17 protein-coding genes are annotated in these 18,170 nt (G+C 67.2%); 3 read left to right on the top strand and 14 right to left on the bottom strand.

The genetic code is table 11. The annotated features are described in order from the left end of the window. Positions 1 to 142: 142 nt before the first annotated feature. The 14 genes from LJ656_RS15310 to mpl form a co-directional block, all read right to left on the bottom strand. On the bottom strand, positions 143 to 1,072 hold the full coding sequence (locus LJ656_RS15310; RefSeq protein ID WP_230510259.1) for an SMP-30/gluconolactonase/LRE family protein: 930 nt from the start codon (positions 1,070 to 1,072) through the stop codon (positions 143 to 145). Then, positions 1,069 to 1,869: an SDR family NAD(P)-dependent oxidoreductase gene (locus LJ656_RS15305; RefSeq protein WP_230510258.1), complete on the bottom strand. Its 801-nt coding sequence runs from the start codon at positions 1,867 to 1,869 to the stop codon at positions 1,069 to 1,071. The genes LJ656_RS15310 and LJ656_RS15305 overlap by 4 nt, the downstream gene beginning before the upstream one ends. A 61-nt stretch (positions 1,870 to 1,930) precedes the next feature. Further along, positions 1,931 to 2,947, bottom strand: coding sequence for an L-arabinose ABC transporter permease AraH (gene araH, locus LJ656_RS15300; protein ID WP_230510257.1), 1,017 nt, complete (start codon positions 2,945 to 2,947; stop codon positions 1,931 to 1,933). 54 nt (positions 2,948 to 3,001) lie between these two features. Further along, positions 3,002 to 4,570 carry an L-arabinose ABC transporter ATP-binding protein AraG gene (araG, locus tag LJ656_RS15295; RefSeq protein WP_230510256.1) on the bottom strand — a complete coding sequence of 523 codons (1,569 nt, stop codon included), beginning with the start codon at positions 4,568 to 4,570 and terminating at the stop codon, positions 3,002 to 3,004. A gap of 203 nt (positions 4,571 to 4,773) precedes the next feature. Further along, on the bottom strand, positions 4,774 to 5,772 hold the full coding sequence (locus LJ656_RS15290) for an arabinose ABC transporter substrate-binding protein (RefSeq protein ID WP_230510255.1): 999 nt from the start codon (positions 5,770 to 5,772) through the stop codon (positions 4,774 to 4,776). A gap of 151 nt (positions 5,773 to 5,923) precedes the next feature. Continuing rightward, positions 5,924 to 6,712 carry an SDR family oxidoreductase gene (locus LJ656_RS15285; RefSeq protein ID WP_230510254.1) on the bottom strand — a complete coding sequence of 263 codons (789 nt, stop codon included), beginning with the start codon at positions 6,710 to 6,712 and terminating at the stop codon, positions 5,924 to 5,926. Beyond that, positions 6,709 to 7,389 (bottom strand): 2-dehydro-3-deoxy-6-phosphogalactonate aldolase, encoded by a 681-nt coding sequence (locus LJ656_RS15280; RefSeq protein WP_230510253.1) that lies wholly within the window; start codon positions 7,387 to 7,389, stop codon positions 6,709 to 6,711. Before LJ656_RS15280 ends, LJ656_RS15285 begins: the two co-directional genes overlap by 4 nt. A 36-nt stretch (positions 7,390 to 7,425) precedes the next feature. Then, positions 7,426 to 8,547, bottom strand: coding sequence for a 2-dehydro-3-deoxygalactonokinase (locus LJ656_RS15275; RefSeq protein WP_230510252.1), 1,122 nt, complete (start codon positions 8,545 to 8,547; stop codon positions 7,426 to 7,428). Next, positions 8,544 to 9,560 carry an IclR family transcriptional regulator gene (locus tag LJ656_RS15270; protein ID WP_230510251.1) on the bottom strand — a complete coding sequence of 339 codons (1,017 nt, stop codon included), beginning with the start codon at positions 9,558 to 9,560 and terminating at the stop codon, positions 8,544 to 8,546. Before LJ656_RS15270 ends, LJ656_RS15275 begins: the two co-directional genes overlap by 4 nt. Before the next feature lie 465 nt (positions 9,561 to 10,025). Further along, on the bottom strand, positions 10,026 to 10,796 hold the full coding sequence (gene mtgA, locus LJ656_RS15265; RefSeq protein ID WP_230510250.1) for a monofunctional biosynthetic peptidoglycan transglycosylase: 771 nt from the start codon (positions 10,794 to 10,796) through the stop codon (positions 10,026 to 10,028). 7 nt (positions 10,797 to 10,803) lie between these two features. Further along, on the bottom strand, positions 10,804 to 11,667 hold the full coding sequence (gene aroE, locus LJ656_RS15260) for a shikimate dehydrogenase (protein WP_230510249.1): 864 nt from the start codon (positions 11,665 to 11,667) through the stop codon (positions 10,804 to 10,806). Beyond that, positions 11,664 to 13,790 (bottom strand): ribonuclease catalytic domain-containing protein, encoded by a 2,127-nt coding sequence (locus tag LJ656_RS15255; RefSeq protein ID WP_230510248.1) that lies wholly within the window; start codon positions 13,788 to 13,790, stop codon positions 11,664 to 11,666. Before LJ656_RS15255 ends, aroE begins: the two co-directional genes overlap by 4 nt. A gap of 240 nt (positions 13,791 to 14,030) precedes the next feature. After that, positions 14,031 to 14,645, bottom strand: coding sequence for a YqiA/YcfP family alpha/beta fold hydrolase (locus LJ656_RS15250; protein ID WP_230510247.1), 615 nt, complete (start codon positions 14,643 to 14,645; stop codon positions 14,031 to 14,033). Beyond that, on the bottom strand, positions 14,642 to 16,036 hold the full coding sequence (gene mpl / locus LJ656_RS15245; protein ID WP_230510246.1) for a UDP-N-acetylmuramate:L-alanyl-gamma-D-glutamyl-meso-diaminopimelate ligase: 1,395 nt from the start codon (positions 16,034 to 16,036) through the stop codon (positions 14,642 to 14,644). Before mpl ends, LJ656_RS15250 begins: the two co-directional genes overlap by 4 nt. Positions 16,037 to 16,227: 191 nt before the next feature. Between mpl and LJ656_RS15240 the strand changes: the two genes are divergently transcribed. From LJ656_RS15240 to aroQ, 3 genes are all read left to right on the top strand, one after another. Next, a complete protein-coding gene (locus LJ656_RS15240) occupies positions 16,228 to 16,878 on the top strand; it encodes a UDP-N-acetylmuramate--alanine ligase (RefSeq protein WP_230510245.1) in 651 nt (216 codons plus the stop codon). Between the two features lie 19 nt (positions 16,879 to 16,897). After that, positions 16,898 to 17,446 (top strand): TlpA family protein disulfide reductase, encoded by a 549-nt coding sequence (locus LJ656_RS15235; RefSeq protein ID WP_230510244.1) that lies wholly within the window; start codon positions 16,898 to 16,900, stop codon positions 17,444 to 17,446. Between the two features lie 209 nt (positions 17,447 to 17,655). Further along, the gene (gene aroQ / locus LJ656_RS15230) at positions 17,656 to 18,111 is read left to right on the top strand and encodes a type II 3-dehydroquinate dehydratase (protein WP_230510243.1); all 456 of its coding nucleotides are present in this window, start codon (positions 17,656 to 17,658) and stop codon (positions 18,109 to 18,111) included. Positions 18,112 to 18,170: the final 59 nt, after the last annotated feature.

The raw sequence follows: 18,170 nt of genomic DNA, 5'->3' as shown, positions 1-18,170 counted from the left end.
GTGTGGGCGATTATTGTTCTGACGGATCGCCTCTGTCCGAACTGCATGCTGCCGATTCGTTGCCGGCCGCTCGCGAGTCGCGAGTTGCGAGCTGCCCGGCCGCGCGCTTGCCGGCGCGCGGCCGCAGCCGCGTCATTCTGCGCTAGAGCTGCGCGCCTTCAAATAGCGGCTCGGGCACGCCGCGCCGTGCGAGCGTCGCGACGAACACGCCGCCCGCGAGCGTGTCGGCCGCGCGGTCGACCGCATCGAGTTCCGCGTACGCGCTCGTGATGTACAGCGTGTCGAACTGCGGGCTGCCCGCGGCGAGGCCGCTCGGCGGACCGCCGAACGCGACGCAGCTCGGCTGCGAGGTCGGCACGTCGATCCGCTCGGTTTCGACGCCGTCGGCGCCGTAGCGCACCACCCGCGCGCCGCCCCACTGCGCGTTCCACAAGCCGCCGTCGACATCGACGGTCGAGCCGTCGGGGATGCCGGTCGCGTCGGTCAGGCGAGTGAACACGCGGTCGTTGGCGATGCCGCCGTCCGCGCGATAGTCGCATGCGCGGATTTCACGCGACGGCGAATCGCAGTAATACATCGTCGCGCCGTCGGGGCTGAACGCGATGCTGTTCGAAATCGCCGGCGCCGGCAACGGCAGCCGTTCGAGCGACAGATCGCGATTCAAGCGGTAAAAGCCGGCGAGCCGCTGCAGCTTGCCGCTTTCGTCCTTGGTGCCGAACACGAAGCGGCCCTGGCGGTCGCAGCGCCCGTCGTTCACGCGCGTGTTCATGCCCGGCTCGACGTCGACGATCCGCTGGGTCTTGCCGGTATCGAAATCGAAAAACGCGAAATGCGATGCGAGCCCGACCAGCAGATAGCGCGGATTCGCGCACAGCGCGAAGGTCGCGAGCCGCTCGGGCATGGCGAACGATTCGCTGCGGCCGTCGGCCGGATCGTAGCGCCACAGCCGCGCGCCTTCGATATCGGTCCAGTAGAAGCGGCCGCTGCGCGCGCACCAGGTCGCGCCCTCGCCGAGCTCGCATTGGGTGTCGAGCAGCAGCGTCGCCGCCTGCACGCGCGCGCCGGCAGTCACGCCCAGCCTCCATCGACGACGATGTCCTGCGCGGTGATCATGCGGCTGTCGTCGGCGGCGAGGAATAGCGCCATGCGCGCGAGGTCGGCCGGCAGCAGTTCGGCGTCGATGCACTGGCCTTCCTTGATCTGGCGGCGGCCGTTGTCGTCGAGCCACAGGCGCAGCTGCTTTTCCGTCATCACCCAGCCCGGCACCAGCGTATTGACGCGGATATCGAAGTGACCGAGGTCGCGCGCGAGGCCGCGCGTGAGCCCCTGCACCGCCGCTTTCGCGGTCACGTAGACCGGATAGCCGCCGTTCTTCAGCATCCAGCTGACCGAGCCGAGATTGATGATCGAGCCGCTGCGCGCGGCCTTCATGTCTTCCATCACGGCCTGGGCCGCGAAGAACTGGTGGCGGATATTCACCGCGATACCGGCGTCGAACGATTCGCGCGTGACTTCGCTGATCTGGTGGCGCTTGTCGTTCGCCGCGTTGTTGACCAGCACCTGGATCGGGCCGAGCGCGGCCTTCACGTCGGCGATCGCTTTTTGCAGCGCGTCGATGTCGGTCAGATCGACTCGCAAAAACAGCGGCTTGTGCTTCGAGTCGCCGAGCTGGTCGGCGAGCGCTTCACCGGCGCTCGCGTCGATATCGAAGAACGCTACGCGCGAACCCTGCGCGGCGAAGTGCTCGACGAACGATGCGCCGATCCCGGTCGCGCCGCCGGTGATCAACACCGTGCGGTCGACGAGACTCGGATAGCGGGCGTACGCGTTGTCCGCGAGGCGGGCATTTGCATTGGCCGGAGACGACATCGTGGAATTCCTTTAATGAGCGTGGGTTAAGGGGAAGCTGAGCGGTGCGCGCGTCGCGGGTTTAGTCGCGCGAGCCGCGGTTCTTCAACTGGTCGAGCAGCACGGCGGCGAGCAGGATCGCGCCGCGCACGAGGTACTGGTAGAACGCGTCGATGTTCAGCAGGTTCATCACGTTTTCGACGGTGCCCATGATCAGCACGCCGATCACGACGCCGGAGATCGTCGCGCGACCGCCGAGCAGCGACACGCCGCCGAGCACGCAGGCCGAGATCACGTTCAGCTCGAAGCCTTCGGCGGCGTTCGGCTGCCCCGAGGTGATGCGCGACGCGAGAATCACGCCGGCCAGCGCGGTGACCGCGCCCTGGATCAGGAAGATCCACACGCGCGTGCGCTCCACATTGATACCGGCGAGCCGCGACGCTTCCGGATTGCCGCCGATCGCGAGCGTGTTGCGTCCGTACACGGTCTGGTTCAGCATCACGCCGAACACGACGAAGCACAGCAGCGTGACCCAGATCGGCAGCGATACGCCGAACATCGTCAGCCCGCCGAGCGCGATAAAGGTATCCGACGACACCCCGACCGCCTGCCCGTGCGACACGATAAAGCCGAGGCCGCGGACGATTTCCATCGTCGCGAGCGTGGTGATCAGCGCGTTGATGCGCAGATACGCGATCACCGCGCCGTTGACGAAGCCGATCACCGCACCGGCGGCGACCGCCGCGACGATCGCGATGAAGGTGTTGTTGGTCGCGTTGAGCACCATTGCGCACAGCACGCCGGCAAACGCGACGGTCGAGCCGACGGAAAGATCGAAGTCGCGCGACGCGAGACAGAACATCATCGTGCACGCGACCATGCCGATCTGCGAGATCGACAGCGCGAGGCCAAGCATGTTCTCGATCGAAAAGAAATGGTCGACCGTCAGCGACATCGTCACGAACATCACGACGAAGATCACGATCAGGCTGTACTCGGTGATCTGCTGCCACCACTTGGCCTTGTCGCTGGTCTGCGGAATCAGCGCGTCCGCCGCGCTCTTGGCGGCCTGATGCGCGAGGTTTTCTCTGGCTTGCATGTTCAATACTCCTCCCCGTTCCCCACGGGTTGCGGACTCGCGTCCGGATCTGGTTCAGGCCGCGCGCGAGCCGCTCTGGTTGGCCGCGTTCGCGTTCGATGCCGAATTGGCGTTCTCGGGTAAGGCGGTCGAGCTTTGCGGCAGCGCGAGGCTCAGCACCGCCTGCTCGTTCGCGTCCTTGCGCGCGAGCTCGCCCGAAATGCGGCCCTGGCGCATCACGACGATGCGGTCGGACACGCCGAGCACTTCCGGCAGTTCCGACGAGATCATCACGATCGCGCAGCCGCGCTCGGCGAGCTGATAAATCACGTTGTAGATTTCGTGCTTCGCGCCGACGTCGATCCCGCGAGTCGGTTCGTCGAGAATCACGACCTTCAGATCGGGCTCGGCAAGCCAGCGCGACAGAATCGCCTTCTGCTGATTGCCGCCCGACAGGAAGCGGATCCTCTGCCGGCGATGCGGCGTCTTGATCTTCAGCAGCTTGATGAAACGGTCGGCGGTCTGCGCCTCTTTCTTGCGATCGAGGAACATCCCCGCGCGCAGATAGTGGCGCCGGCAGCTGATGTTGATGTTCTCCGCGACGCTCGCCATCGCGACGATGCCCTCTTCCTTGCGGTCTTCCGGGCACAGCACGATGCCGTGTTTAATCGCTTCGCCGGCGCTGCGCACCTTGATCGGCTTGCCGTCGAGCAGCAGTTCGCCGCCCTTCCTGTGTTCGGCGCCGTACACCAGATGCATCAGCTCGCTGCGGCCCGCGCCGACCAGCCCGAAGAAGCCGACGATCTCGCCGCGCCGCACCTCGAAGCTCGCCGGCTGCGCGAGCGGATGGCCTTCGATCGCCTTCGCCGCGAAGCGCACTTCGCCGAGCGGGCGCGCCGTATAACTGTAGATATCCGAAATTTCCCGCCCGACCATCTCGCTGACGATAGTGTCGCGCGGCACTCCCGCGAGCGTCGGATGCGATGCGACCTTGCGGCCGTCGCGGAAGATCGTGCACGCGTCGCACAGCTCGTAGATCTCGTCCATCCGATGCGAGATGTAGATCATCGCGCGGTTGTCGGCGCGCAGGTCGCGCACCAGCTTGAACAGCACCTCGGTCTCGCGATGCGACAGCGAGCTGGTCGGTTCGTCGAGCGCGATCACCCGCGCGTTGCGCAGCAGCGCCTTGCAGATTTCGACCATCTGGCGCTGCGCGATCGACAGCTTGCGCAGCTTCGCGTTCGGGTCGAGCGCGACGCCCATCGCTTCGAGCCGCTCGCGCACGAAGCGTTTGGCCTCGCGTTTGTTGACCCAGCCGAGCGAGTTCGGCAGCTGGCCGAGCAGCAGATTTTCCGCGACCGTGAGGTCGGGCACATATTGCAGCTCCTGGTGAATCACCGCGATCCCCGCGCCGATCGACGCGGCCGCGCTCGCAAAGCGCACCTCGTTGCCGTCGATCATCATGCGGCCCGAATCCGGTTGATACTCGCCGCCGAGTATTTTCAGCAGCGTCGATTTCCCCGCGCCGTTCTCGCCCATCAGGCCATGAACCTGGCCGGCGTTGACGTCGAAGGACACACCGTCGAGCGCGCGCACGCCTGGAAAGACTTTGCCGATATTGTCAAAACGTAGCGTCGCTGACACTTCGCCTCCTCTCACGACCGGCACCTGCGGGTTAGCGCGTGGTCCAGTCTCATGCAATTTCTTGCTGCCTCGTGTGGGCCGCGTATCGCGCGCGGTCCCTGTCTGTACCGCAGTTCTATTGCGCGTCTTTTATTTGCCGTCGCCGGCGCGTGGCGAACGCGACGCGTCGGCGGCGTACTTCAGCTCACAGCAAACTCACGCGCTTACTTCGACGCGAGCCCCATCTTCTCGCGCACTTCGCCAACGTTGTCGCGAGTGGCCAGCATGCCGGACGTCAGCGTGAGCTTCGGCGGTTCCTTGCCTTGCGTGATCCACGAGTACATCAGCTCCGAGGTCTCCTCGCCGTGACGCTTCGGGCTGATGATCACCGTGCCGAAGAAGCCGGTCGGTTGCGGCTTCTTGAACTCGTTCAGCGCGGAGTCCGAACCGCCGATGCCGATACCGATCATGTTGTCCGCCTTGAAGCCGCGGCCCTCCGCTGCGCGCACCGCGCCGAGCACGCCTTCGTCGTTCAGCGCGTAAGCGACCCAGTGCTTGTACTGCGGGTTCTTGGTCAGCGCGATGTTGGCCGCGTTGAACGCGTTTTCGGTGTCGGTCTTCGCCTGCGGCGCGGCGATGATGTTCGCCTTCGGGAAGCCCGCGGCGACCAGCGCGTCGGTCGCGCCGGTGGTGCGGTCGTGCGCGGTCGGCAGCTGCTCGTAGGTCACGTCGATCGCGCCGACGTCCTTCATGTCCCAGCCGCGCTTCTTGATTTCGGCCGCGATGCCGTCGCCGACCTGCTTGCCGATGTTGTACGCCGAGATGCCCATGTGCGGGACCGACTCGATCGGCTTGCCGGCGCCGTCGACGAGGCGGTCGTCGACCGTCATCATCTTCAGGTTGTCGGCCTTCGCCTTCGCGACGATGCCCGGTCCGAGCTTGACGTCCGGCGTGCAGATCACGAAACCCTGGGCCTTCTGCGCGGCGAGGTTGTCGATCGCGCTCATCACCTTCTCACCCGACGGCGCGCCGATCTTCACGAGCGTGAAGCCCTTCTCCTTGGCGGCCATTTCGGCGAACTTCCATTCGTCCTGGAACCACGGTTCTTCCGGCTGCTTGACGAGGAAGCCGATCTTGACCGAATCGGCTGCCTGCACGACCGGCGCGTTGAACAGCACGCCCGTGGCCGCGGCTGCCAGCGTGAGGAAAATTCTGCGTTTCATGATGCTTGTCTCCTGACTAATTGATAACGAGAAGGTATCGGCCGCGTCTTCTTATACCGGTCTGACGCACGCGGCCAGCGCGTCGTCCGGTTTTCCGTGCGCGTTGCCGCGGGGGCGCGCGCCTGTCTGTTGTCGATTCGTTTCTGCTCTTTCAGTCGTGGTACAGCGCCGAGCGCCCGCCATCGACGGTGATGCAGCTCGCGTTGATGAACGGCGCCTCGTCCGACGCGAGGAACACCGCGGTCATCGCGACTTCCTCCGGACGGCCGATGCGGCCCATCGGCTGCAGGTCGAGCGTCGCCTGTTGCGCGGCGGCCGGGTCGGCCTGCTCGTTCCACCAGTCGTGCGTCAGTTGCGTCTCGATGTAGCCGGGCGCGATCGCATTCACCCGCACGTTGCGCGGCGCGTATTCGATGCCGAGTGCGCGCGTGAGGCCAATCACGCCGTGCTTCGCAACCGGGTACGGGAAGCAGCCCGGGATGATCTTGAACGCGTGCGTCGACGCGATGTTCACGATGCTGCCCCGGCCCCGTTCGACCATTCCCGGCAGCACCGCGCGGCAACCGTTCCACACGCCGTCGAGATCGACCGCGAAGCAGCGCCGCCAGTCGGCGTCGGTCATCGTCAACGGATCGCAGAACACGTTGATGCCGGCGTTGTTGACCAGCACGTCGAGCGCGCCGAATGCGCGTTCGCCCTCGCTCACTGCATGCTGCACCGACGCGGACTGCGTGACGTCGGTCTGTACCGCGAGCACGCGCGCGCCGCCTTGCGCCGCAAGCTGCGATTCGATCTGCGCGGCCGTGCGGCGGGCCGTGTCGATGTCCAGCTCCGCCAGCACCACCGCCGCGCCCTCGCGCGCGAATGCGAGCGCGATCGCCGCGCCGATGCCGCGGCCGGCGCCAGTGACGAGCGCGGCCTTGCCGGCGAGCCGGCTCATTTCTTCACGCCCGCGCGGGCGATTCGCAGCCCGTTGATGAACGCCTTCGCGTGCGAGGCGGTCACCGCCGCGCTCTGGCCCGGCTTGTACAGCGCCGAGCCGAGCCCGAAGCCGTTCGCGCCGGCACTGAGGAACGGGCCCATGTTGTCCGGGTTGATCCCGCCGACGGGCACCAGCGGCACCTGTGCGGCGATCACTGCGCGCCATGCCTTGACGACCTGGCAGCCGAGCTGCTCGGCGGGAAACATCTTCAGCAGGTCCGCGCCGTTCTTCAGCGCGATGAACGCTTCGGTCGGCGTCGCGACACCCGGCGCGCATGCGAGGCCCTGCTGCTTCGCCGCGAGCACCACGTCCGGGTCGCTGTGCGGCATCACCACCAGCTCGCCGCCGGCCGACTTCACATCGGCGACGAAGCTCGGATGCAGCACCGTGCCCGCGCCGACGATCGCGTCGGCCGGCAGCACCTTGCGGATCGCGGCGATGCTGTCGAACGGCTGCGGCGAATTGAGCGGCACCTCGACGATGCGAAAACCCGCTTCGTAGAGCGCCTGGCCGTGATCGGCGGCGTCGGCGGGCGTCACGCCGCGCATGATCGCGATCAGCGGACACACTTCGAACGCGGCGATCAGACCCGCGTGCGGCATGTACGGTCCGGGCAGATTGATGTGAGGTTGCATGTCGATTCCTTGTTTCGTGTGCGGCCGTGCCGCTGATTAGCCCGCGTGCGCCGCGCCGGCGGCCGGCGTGACGAGGCCCGCCTCGACGGCGACGCGCCACAGGCCGCGCTCGGTCGCATGACGGACCGGCTCCGCGCGCAGACAGCCGAATTGCGCGAGCGCGAGACGGTAGCGCTCGCACAGCGCGTCGTTGCCGATCAGCCGCGGACTCTGCTGCGCGAGCGAGCTGTTCTGCTGCGTCAGCACCGCTTCGAGGCCGGCCAGTTCGTGGCCGATCAGCAGCCCCGACAGATAGTCGGGCTGCGCTTCGGCCGCCAGCTCGCCGGTCAGGCCGAGCGTGCGGGTGCTGAACATGGTCGCGAGCACGCCCGCCTGGCCTTTCTCGCGCGCGATGTTCACGCCGCGCACGAATGCTTCGGTATCCGGACGATCGGGGGTGACCATCGTGCGGCCGAGGATCGTGTGCTCGCGCAGCGCGGCGAATACTTCGCCGGTCATGAAGGTGTGAAAGCGTTCGATGCGGCCGCCTTGTACGACTGCCCATTTCGCGTGGGTGCCCGGCAGGCCGATCAGCGAGCGGGACGGGTCGGCGGAGCCGTCCGCGGAGCCGTCCGCGGCGCCGTCCGCACTGAGCGCGCCGAAAATCTGCGTCTCCTCGCCGCGCATCACGTTCGGCAGCTCGCCGCGTTGCAGCACGCCCGGCACGATATGCAGCGTCGCGCCGCTCGCGGTCTGCACCCGCACGAGGCCCGCGACCAGCGCATCGGCGTTGGCGGGCGTAGCGACGTACGGCGCTTCGCGCCAACCCTGCGCGCTGCCGACCATACCCGCCGCGATCACCGGCACGCCGCGCGCGTGTTCGAGCCATGCGCCGCAGACGTCGTCGAACGCGGCGTCGAAGCCGCCTTCGGCCGCGCGCTTCGGCAGATTCATGATGCCGGCCGGCGACGCGCGCAGCGCCAGCACCTGGCCGTGCGCATCGAACAGATACGCGCGCAGCGACGTCGTCCCCCAGTCGAGCGCGATCAGCGCGGCGCGCGAGAAGTCGATGCCGGCGAGGCCGGCAACCTCGAGCGGCGCGTCCGCTTCGACTTGCGGACCCGCGTCGGTCGCGACGGCCGCCGGATGATCGGCCAGCGTGGCGGTAGCGGCCGTCATCGTTTGATCCTGCGAGTTGCCGGTTGCGGCGCGCGCCAACCGAGTTCCTCCGAGATCGCGCGCGCCTCGCGCTGCACGACCGCGATCAGTTCGTCCATCCGTTCGAGCGGCATGTACGGAATCGTGCTCGCCACCGACAGCGCCGCGACGATCGCACCCGACGCGTCGCGCACCGGCGCCGCGACGCAGCGGATCGCTGCTTCGTTTTCCTCCAGATCGAACGTGTAGCCGCCGGCCGCGTAGTTCGCCATGCGCTGCATGAAGGTCGGCGCGTCGGGACGGTTGTCGGGCGTGAAGCTGACGCCGGCGAGCGCGCGGCGCGACGCGTCGAACATCGACTGCCACGCGTCCGGGCTCAGGTCGAGCATCATCGCCTTGCCGATCCCAGTCGACGCCAAAGGCATCCGGTGGCCGACCCGCGAGCGCATTTCGAGCCCGCGCGTGCCGGGAATCTTGTCGATGTACAGCACGTCGTCGCCGTCGCGCACGCCGAGATGGATCGTGTCGAGCGTCTGCTCGGCGAGCGACTCCAGATGCGGACGCGCGACCGCGGTCAGCGGCATCTGTTCGAGCGCGATCGTGCCGAGTTCGATCAGCTTCGGCCCGAGCAGATAGCCGCCCTGCACCTGACGCAGATAGCGCGCCTGCACGAGGCTGCTGACCAGCCGATGCGTGGTGCTGCGGGTCGTGCCGAGCGCGGCGCCGAAGCTGCGCAGATCGCGCACGCCGGCCGCCGCCGCTTCGAGAATCGCGAGGCCGCGCAGCAGCGTCTGCGTGCCGGCCTGTTGCGGAGTGATCTCGCGCAACGTGACCGGCAGCCCGAGCGCATCGCCGTTCGCCGCGCGCGCGACCGGGCGCGAGGCCCGCGCGGTCGCAGTGGCGGTGGCCGCGGCGGTGGTGGTGGAAGCGGCGCCGGCCTGGCGCGGCGCGGCATTGATTGCGGGGGTCACTGACTGCGGCAGATCGGCGGGCTCGGCCGCGTTGACCGCGTGATTCGACATCGCTTTGTTCATGGCGATTCGCTGGTGGATGGTTTTTTTGCGCTCAGCGCGCGGGGCCGGAGAACTGCTCGAAGCGGCGGGCGGCGGCAATACTTGCGATGCCGCGCTCGCGCGGCTGGCTATGGCTGCCAGTCATGGTGGGCCTCGTCTCCGGTTTTTTGTGTCGCTAATCGCGTGCTCGGCGCGCTGACAGCGCGTGACTCGCGGTGCGTGTTGGCTGGATTGTAGGGCGACTTTTGCCAATCACCAATATGTGAATGTTCAGTCCATATAGTGAGATTTTAGTTGTCTATCAGGGGCTTAGCGGCGGTGCGCGAGCGCAAAAAAGCCCGCGCGCGGCGGGCTCGATGCTGAGGAGAACTGCGCAGATGGCGAGGCTTTCGGCTGCCGGGCGCGGGTCGCGCAAGGGCTGGTTGCGCTAGCGGCACTAGCCGCGCTAGCGCCGCGGCTCATTGCGCGCGCCGCGATGCGGCGGCTTTAGTCCGGCAATTCGGCCGCGCCCATGCGCCGCGCAATCACTTTGGAGCGCTGCGCGAGATACGCCGAATTCCTGTGTTCATCGAAGTATTTCGGCCGCGGCAGCATCACCGCGAGGCGCGCGGCCTGCGCGGCCGACAGCTTGCTCGCCGAGGTTTTGAAGTAGTACTGCGCGGCCGCCTCGGCACCGTACACGCCGTTGCCCCACTCGACCGAATTCAGATAGATCTCGAAGATGCGCTGCTTGTCCATCAGCGTTTCGAGCATCCACGTGATGATCAGCTCCTGCCCTTTGCGGATATAGCTCTTCTCGCGCGACAGAAACAGATTGCGCGCGAGCTGCTGCGAGATCGTCGAGCCGCCGCGCACGATCCGGCCTTTCGACTTGTTGCGCTCCCACGCCTGCAGGATCGCATCGGTTTCGTAGCCGCTGTTATTGACGAAGTTGGCGTCCTCGGACGCGATGATCGCGCGCTTCAGGTTGCGCGAAATCTGCTCGTACGGCACCCAGGTGCGCTGCACCGCGAGGTCCGGGCGGTCCTGCGACAGACGCCACGCGTCCGAGCGCATGAACGCGCTCGAGCGCGGATCGACGACGTTCCACAGCGCGATCTGCGCGAAGTAGTACGCCTGGGTGGCGAGCCATGCGAACGCCAGCACCGCGATCAGGTACCCGAGCCAGCGCAGCGGACCGGGCCGCCTGCCGTGGCCGCCCTGGCCGCCCTGGCCGACCTGAGAGCGTGCGTGTTCGGCGCGCCGCATGGCTGTCATCGCGCGCTCAGGCGGGCGACGGCGTGCTCAGCAGCGCGCGCAGCTCGGCGAGCACCGGCGCGCCGTCCGGGCGCACGCCGCGCCACACGTAAAACGATTCGGCGGCCTGCTCGACCAGCATGCCCAGACCGTCGGCGCCACGCGCGCCGAGGCCGGCCGCATGCGCCATGAACACCGTCGGGTGCGCGCCGTACATCATGTCGTACGCGAGCGTGCCGTTGCCGAACGCGCGGTCGTCGCACTCGGGCAGCGATGCGTCGAGGCTGCCGGCGGTCGCGTTGACGATCACGTCGTATTGACCCGCTTCGATCGCCTGCGCGCTGCCGCCGCTCAGCCGGCAGTGCGCGTCGCTCGCCGCCTGCGCGAATTGCGCGACCAGCGCTTCGGCTTTCTCCGCGGTGCGGTTGACGATGGTCAGCGTGTGCGGCGCGCGGTCCAGCATCGGCAGCACCACGCCGCGCGCGGCGCCGCCCGCACCCAGCAGCAGGATGCGCGCGCCTTTCAGCGGCACGCCCAGATTCACTTCGATGTCGCGCACGAGGCCGAAGCCGTCGGTGTTGTCGCCATAGATGCCGTCGGTGTCGAACCGCAGCGTATTGACCGCGCCGGCCGCCGCCGCGCGCGGCGACAGCGTGGTCGCGAACGCGTGCGCGTCGAGCTTGAACGGCACGGTCACGTTCAGGCCGCGGCCGCCCGCGTCGATGAACGCGCGCACGTGCGGCACGAACGCATCGACCGGCGCGAGCAGATGACCGTAGTCGATCGGCTCGCCGGTTTGCGCGGCGAAGCGACCGTGGATGAACGGCGACTTGCTATGGCCGACCGGATTGCCGATGACCGCGTAGCGGTCGCGCGCTGCGTTGCTGCTCATCGTCCCGGCTCCGTGATGTGCTGGTCGGTATCGTTGGTGTCGCCGCTGTTGCCGCCGTCGGTCGCGCCGTCTGACGCGCCGTCTGACGCACCGTCCGCGTCGCCGTCCGCTTCGGCTTCGGCCTCCGCCTCGCTCTCGGCGCTGTCGTCGGCGCTGTCGAGCAGTTCTTCTTCGTCGCCGTCTTCCGCTTCCCCGGCTTCCGCACCGCTCGTGACCGCCGGCGCGTCGAGCACGTGCAACAGGCGCACCGACGCTTCGATCGTCAGCTCATCGAGCGACATCACTTCCATCAACAGACGCGTGCCGCGCGCATGCACGCCGAGCCCCGGCACGTGCAACAGCAGCGGAATCTCTTCGAGGCGAACCAGATCGCCCTTCACGACCGACGCCACCACCTGCTTGCGATCTTCCTGCTTGAGCCAGCGCAGACACCAGAAGTACTCCATCCGGCGCTGATAGTCGGCGTACGCGGTGTAGGTGTCGTCGAAGCCCTGCACGACCGCGAACAGGTCGGCGTCCTTCGGCTTGAACGGCGCGGCGAGCTTGGCGGTCACGCCGTGCTGCACGCACGCGATCAGCTGCCACTGGTTCACGAGGTCGACGTAGCGGCGCAGCGGCGAGGTGCTCCACGCGTACTGGGTGACACCCAGGCCTTCGTGCGGCGCCGCGTTGGTCTGCATGCGGGTGCGCTTCGGGCCGCTCGGCGCGCCGAACGCGCGCTGCGTGCGATAGATGCCCGGCACGCCGTGATCGTGGAGGAACGCGCCCCACGACGAGTTCGCGAGAATCGCCAGTTCGGCGACGATCGTGTCGAGCGGCGAGCCGCGCCGGCGCGGCGTGATCGTGATGTGCTCGCCTTCCACGTAGAAGTTGAAGTCGCTGTTGCGCTGCACTTCGCGGCGCAGGCCGTAGCCGGCGCGCGCGGCCTGGCGCTTTTCGAACAGCGCCTGCGCGAACGGCCACAGCACCGCGATGTCGTCCTTGTGCGCATATTCACCGGTGCCGGCGACGAGCGCCTCTTCGGTGACGATTTCGTCGAGCGTGTTGTGACGCAGGTTGCTCTTCACGAACACGCGCTCGGCGCGCGTCTCGCTCGCGACGATCTCCTGGGTGTCGCGATTGACGATCACATACAGCGACAGCGCCGGGCGATAGTCGCCCTCGCCGAGCGTGAAAGTTTCGACCACGCTGTCGGGCAGCATCGTGATCTTGTCGCCGGGCATGTAAACAGTGGACAGGCGAGCGCGCGCGATCGCGTCGACCTCGTCGCCGCGCTGAATGCCGAGCGCCGGCGCGGCGATGTGCACGCCGATGCGCACGCGGCCGTCGGCCAGATGCTCGACCGAGAACGCGTCGTCGATTTCGGTGGTGGTGACGTCGTCGATCGAGAACGCCTCGACGTTGGCTTGCGGCAGATCGTCCGGCACGAGCGCGGGAGCGACCGGCGGAAAGCCGGTACCGTGCGGGAAGAATTCCGCCAGGAACTTCGCCTCGTGCAGCGCGCGCGGCGAAGCGATCGCGCCGCATTCGAGCATCAGCCGCGCCTGCGAGATACCGCGCGCGGCGGCGGCGTTTTCAAGCGCCTTGTATTCGATCGTGTTCTTGTCCGGTTTGGTCAGCAGCGCGAGCGCCTTGGCGCCGACGAACGCTTCCGGCAGGCGGCCTTGCTTCAGCTCTTCCTCGTACTGCGCCTGCACCAGCGCCTGCTGACGTTTGCGCTCGAGGCCCGCGAGCGCCATCTTCAGCTGCTCCTGCGGCGCGCGCTGGTACATGCCGCGGCCCTTGCGGCGGAAGTAGACCGGCGCGCCATGCAGGCGCAGCACCAGCGCCGCGCGCTCGGTCGCGCCGAAGCTCGCGCCGAAGTACTCGGCGCCGAGCGTCGCGAACGGGAATTCGTCGTCAGGCGCGCATTCCCACAGGAAGTCCAGATCGATCTCCTGCGCGAGCGCGTCGGCCTGCTGCATCAATTCCGCGGCAGTCGGCTTCTCGAATTCGATCAGCACGTCTTTCGCGCGCACCTTCGCGCGCCGGCCGCCCGGCAACTCGACCTGAAACGCGTCGCCCTGGCGCGACAGCACGCTGCCGGCCTTGAAACTGCCCGATTCCTCGAAGAAAACGTTCACTCAATACTCTCGTTCTGACTTGCATCTGCCGGCGCGCCCGATCGAATGTAGCGATCGATCACTGCTTGCGCGGCACGGCAACCTGTTCGTGATGATGAAGCCGCCGCGCGCAGCATGCACGCCAGCGGGTTGAATTTCGTGTCCGGCGACTGGGGTCCGTATGAGGCCGCGGCCGCCCGGGTACATAAAGCTTTTGTCGCGCGCGACCGGTGCGCGTTCCGCCGCCGGCGGCCGGCCTGCTCAGGCTGTCGCTTGCGGTGCCGGCGGCACCGCGTGTGCGGCGTCGCAGAACGCCACGACCTGATCGAGGTACTGCGCGAACTCGCTGATCGCGTGGTCGCTGCCTTCGATCAGCGTGGTCCGCGCGCCCGGATAATGCGCGAGCATTTCGCGGTAGTCGAGCACTTCGTCGCCGGTGGCGGCCACCAGATAATAGCGTTCGGGGCGCGTGACCGACGCGACGCCGAGCGCGCGCAATTCATCCAGATGATGCGGCTCGACGACGATGCTGCCGCCGCCGTGCCACAACGGCTGCTCGCCCAGATAAGCGCTGAGGTCGCGCTGCGGCACGACCGCCGGGTTCAGCAACACGGCCGGCCAGCCGTGCTTCTCGGCCAGATGCGTGGCGAAGTAGCCGCCCAGCGAGCTGCCGATCACCGTCACGCGCTCTGCGCCGCCTTTGGCGCGGGCCTCGGCGACCAGCCTCTCGGCGAGCGCGACCGTCTCGAACGGCGACACCGGCAGCATCGGGCAGCACCATTCGTCCGCGCGGCCGAGTTCGGCCAGATGCGCGGCCAGCACGCGCGCCTTGAACGAATTCGGCGACGAGCGGAAACCGTGCAGATAAAGAATCACGACGCGCCTCGCGCGGACAGCGCGTCGAGCAGCTTCTGATGCACGCCGCCGAAGCCGCCGTTGCTCATCACCAGAACCTGGTCGCCGGGGCGCGCCGCGTGGACCACTGCCTTCACCAGCGCGTCGAGATTGTCGAACGCCTGCGCGCGGTCGCCGAGCGGCGCGAGCGCGTCGCCGAGATTCCAGCCGAGCGCGTCGCGCCCGCTCGGCGCGCCGTAGCCGAACACCAGATCGGCATCTTGCAGGCTCGCCGGCAGTTGCGCCTTCATCACGCCGAGCTTCATCGTGTTCGAGCGCGGTTCGAGCACCGCGAGAATCCGCGTGTTGTCGCGACCGACCCGCGCGCGCAGCCCGGCCACCGTGGTCTCGATCGCGGTCGGATGATGCGCGAAGTCGTCGTATACAGTGACGCCGTCGACGCTGCCGCGCACTTCCATCCGCCGTTTCACGTTGCGGAAGTTCGACAGCGACTTCGCGGCCTGCGCGGGCGGCACGCCGACGTGGCGCGCGGCGGCGATCGCGGCCAGCGCGTTCATCCGATTGTGCTCGCCCTGCACCTGCCAGTCGACCACGCCGACGCGCTCGCCGTTGTGATAAACCGCGAAGTGTTCGTCGACCGGCACGCCCGGCTCGGCCGGCTGCATCTCCCAGCCGCCCTGCACGCCGAAGCGCTCGACCTCGCTCCAACAGCCGCGCGTCAGCACGCGCTCGAGCGCGTCCTCGCGGCCGTTGGTAACGACGCGCCCGAGCCGCGGCACGGTCCGGATCAGGTGATGGAACTGCGTTTCGATCGCGGCGAGATCGGGGAAGATGTCGGCGTGATCGAATTCGAGGTTGTTCAGCACCGCGGTTTTCGGGCGGTAATGGACGAACTTGGAACGCTTGTCGAAGAACGCGGTGTCGTATTCGTCGGCCTCGATCACGAAGAAGCTCGAATCGGTGAGGCGCGCGGACACGCCGAAATTCAACGGCACGCCGCCGATCAGGAAGCCGGGATTGAGGCCGGCGTCTTCGAGCAGCCAGGTCAGCATCGAGCTGGTGGTGGTCTTGCCATGCGTGCCGGCCACCGCCAGCACCCATTTGCCGTTCAGCACGTGCTCGCCGAGCCATTGCGGACCGGACACATACGGCAGGCCGCGGTCGAGAATCGCTTCCATCAGCGGGTTGCCGCGTGTGACCACGTTGCCGATCACGAACAGATCCGCGTTCAGGCCGTTCAGTTGATCAGCGTCGTAACCCTCGATCAGTCCGATGCCTTGCGCCTCGAGCTGGGTGCTCATCGGCGGATAGACGCCGGCGTCGCAGCCGGTCACCGTGTGGCCCGCGCCGCGCGCGAGTACCGCGAGGCCGCCCATGAAGGTGCCGCAGATGCCGAGGATGTGGATGTGCATAAGCCTGTCGTGCCGCGCGGGCGAATTTTTGCGAGGGGTGGGAGCGCCGCAGGAGGGCCGCAACGGCCGTCTGCAAAGGACGCCTATTGTAACCGACGCGGCGCGGGCCGCCGCCCGGGGCGGAGCCCGGCGAGGCTTGAGCCCGGTGTGCACTGCCCGCGTCGCCAGGACCGATCTAGTATCATTGTCGGATGGCTCGCAAATCACATTTCGACCCGCAGCGCGTGCGCGAGGAAATCGCCATCGCGGCTGCGCGCCTGATTGCCGAAGACGGTCTGGACTACGCCACCGCGAAGCGCAAAGCGGCCCGGCAGGTCGTCGGCGAGACCCGGGTGGCCGGCGAATGGCTGCCCGATAACGACCAGATCGAAGAGGAAATCCGTGAATATCAGTCGCTCTTCCAGGGCGACAGCCAGCCGGCGCTGCTGCGCCGGCTGCGCGTCGTCGCGGTCGACTGGATGGAGCGGCTCGCGCCGTTCAATCCGTATCTGACCGGCGCGGTGCTCGGCGGCACGGCCGGCGAGCATTCGGACGTGCATCTGCAGGTGTTCTGCGACAACCCGAAGGAAGTCGCAATTTATCTGCTGAATGCGAACATCCAGTACGACGTGTCGGAAACGCGCCACTTCGCGGGCCGCGGCTACGTGGAGACGCTGAGCTTCCTGTGGCGTCCGCCCGGCGAGCGCGCGGCCGACCCGGTCGGCATCCACCTCGCGCTGTACGAGACCGACGATCTGCGCGGCGCGGTGCGCGCCGACGCGCGCGGGCGCACCGCGCGAGCCAATCTGCAGGCGGTGCAGGCGCTGCTCGACGGCGACGAACTCACCTCCTTCATCAATTGAACAGACTGAACAGGGCACGATGAATACGAGACGGATTCTGGCGGGCGCGCTCGTCGCGGTCGTCGCCGCGGGCGGCGGCGTGGCGGCCAATCACTGGTTCACTCGCGACGCCGAGGTCGCGCAGGCGGCGCAGCCCGACAGCCATCAGGACGCGGTGCAACAGTTGTGGACCGCGCCGGTGACCGGCGTCGACGGCAAGCCGCAGTCGCTCGATCACCTGAAGGGCCATCCGCTCGTCGTCAACTTCTGGGCCTCCTGGTGCGGCCCGTGCGTCGAGGAAATGCCGGAGCTGTCTCAAATCCAGCGCGAGTACGCGAGCAAGGGCATCCAGTTCGTCGGCCTCGGCGTCGACTCCGAAAAGAACATCCAGACGTTCCTGCAGAAGGTCAAGGTCGCGTACCCGATCTACGTGACCGGTTTCGGCGGCGCCGATCTCGCGCGCGCGTTCGGAAATAACGCGGGCGGGCTACCGTTTACCGTCGTGATCGACGCAAAAGGCAACATTCGCTCGACAAAATTGGGCCAGATCGACGCAAAGTCGCTGCGCCAGACGCTCGACACTCTGTAAGTTTCCGCGATTTCTCCCGCCGTTTCTTTTGGTGTCCGATTCCGTGCAGAACGGGTAAAAATACACGGAAAATTCCCGACTTTGAGTGAAGTTGGCTTTGCGGCCGGCGCCCGGCGAGCGCCGGCGCGTCGCGTCTATTTACGGGAAACTAGACAAGTTTCTCTAATCAGCGCTAAAGTGCGCCCAATTCCACGGAAATAGAAGCGACCATGACGCGACTGCTGGTACTGCACGGACCCAACCTCAATCTTCTCGGCACCCGGGAACCTGAGGTCTACGGTCGCGTGACCTTGCCGCAGATCGATCAGGCGCTGGCGGACCGCGCCACGGACGCAGGCGTCGAACTGGCGTCGTTCCAGAGCAATCACGAAGGCGCACTGGTCGACCGCATTCAGTCCGCCCGGACTGAAAAGACCGATTTCATACTGATCAATCCCGCCGCGTACACGCATACCAGCGTCGCGGTCCGGGACGCACTGGCGGGGGTGGGCATTCCGTTCGTCGAGATTCATCTGTCGAACGTGCATCGTCGTGAACCGTTCAGGCATCACTCGTATTTCTCCGACCAGGCAGAGGGCGTGATTTGCGGCCTCGGCTGGAAGGGATATCTGTACGCGCTCGAATTCGCGCTCGACCGGCTCGCGGCCGGTTCGTCGCGCGACTGAATCCAAACACGTCCAATTTGAGCCGGCTACTGCACACGTGCGCGCGCCGGCACACTACG

The sequence above is a fragment of the Paraburkholderia sejongensis genome, assembly GCF_020880815.1.
GTDB lineage: Bacteria > Pseudomonadota > Gammaproteobacteria > Burkholderiales > Burkholderiaceae > Paraburkholderia > Paraburkholderia sejongensis.
This window is presented reverse-complemented; position numbering and strand designations above follow the sequence as displayed.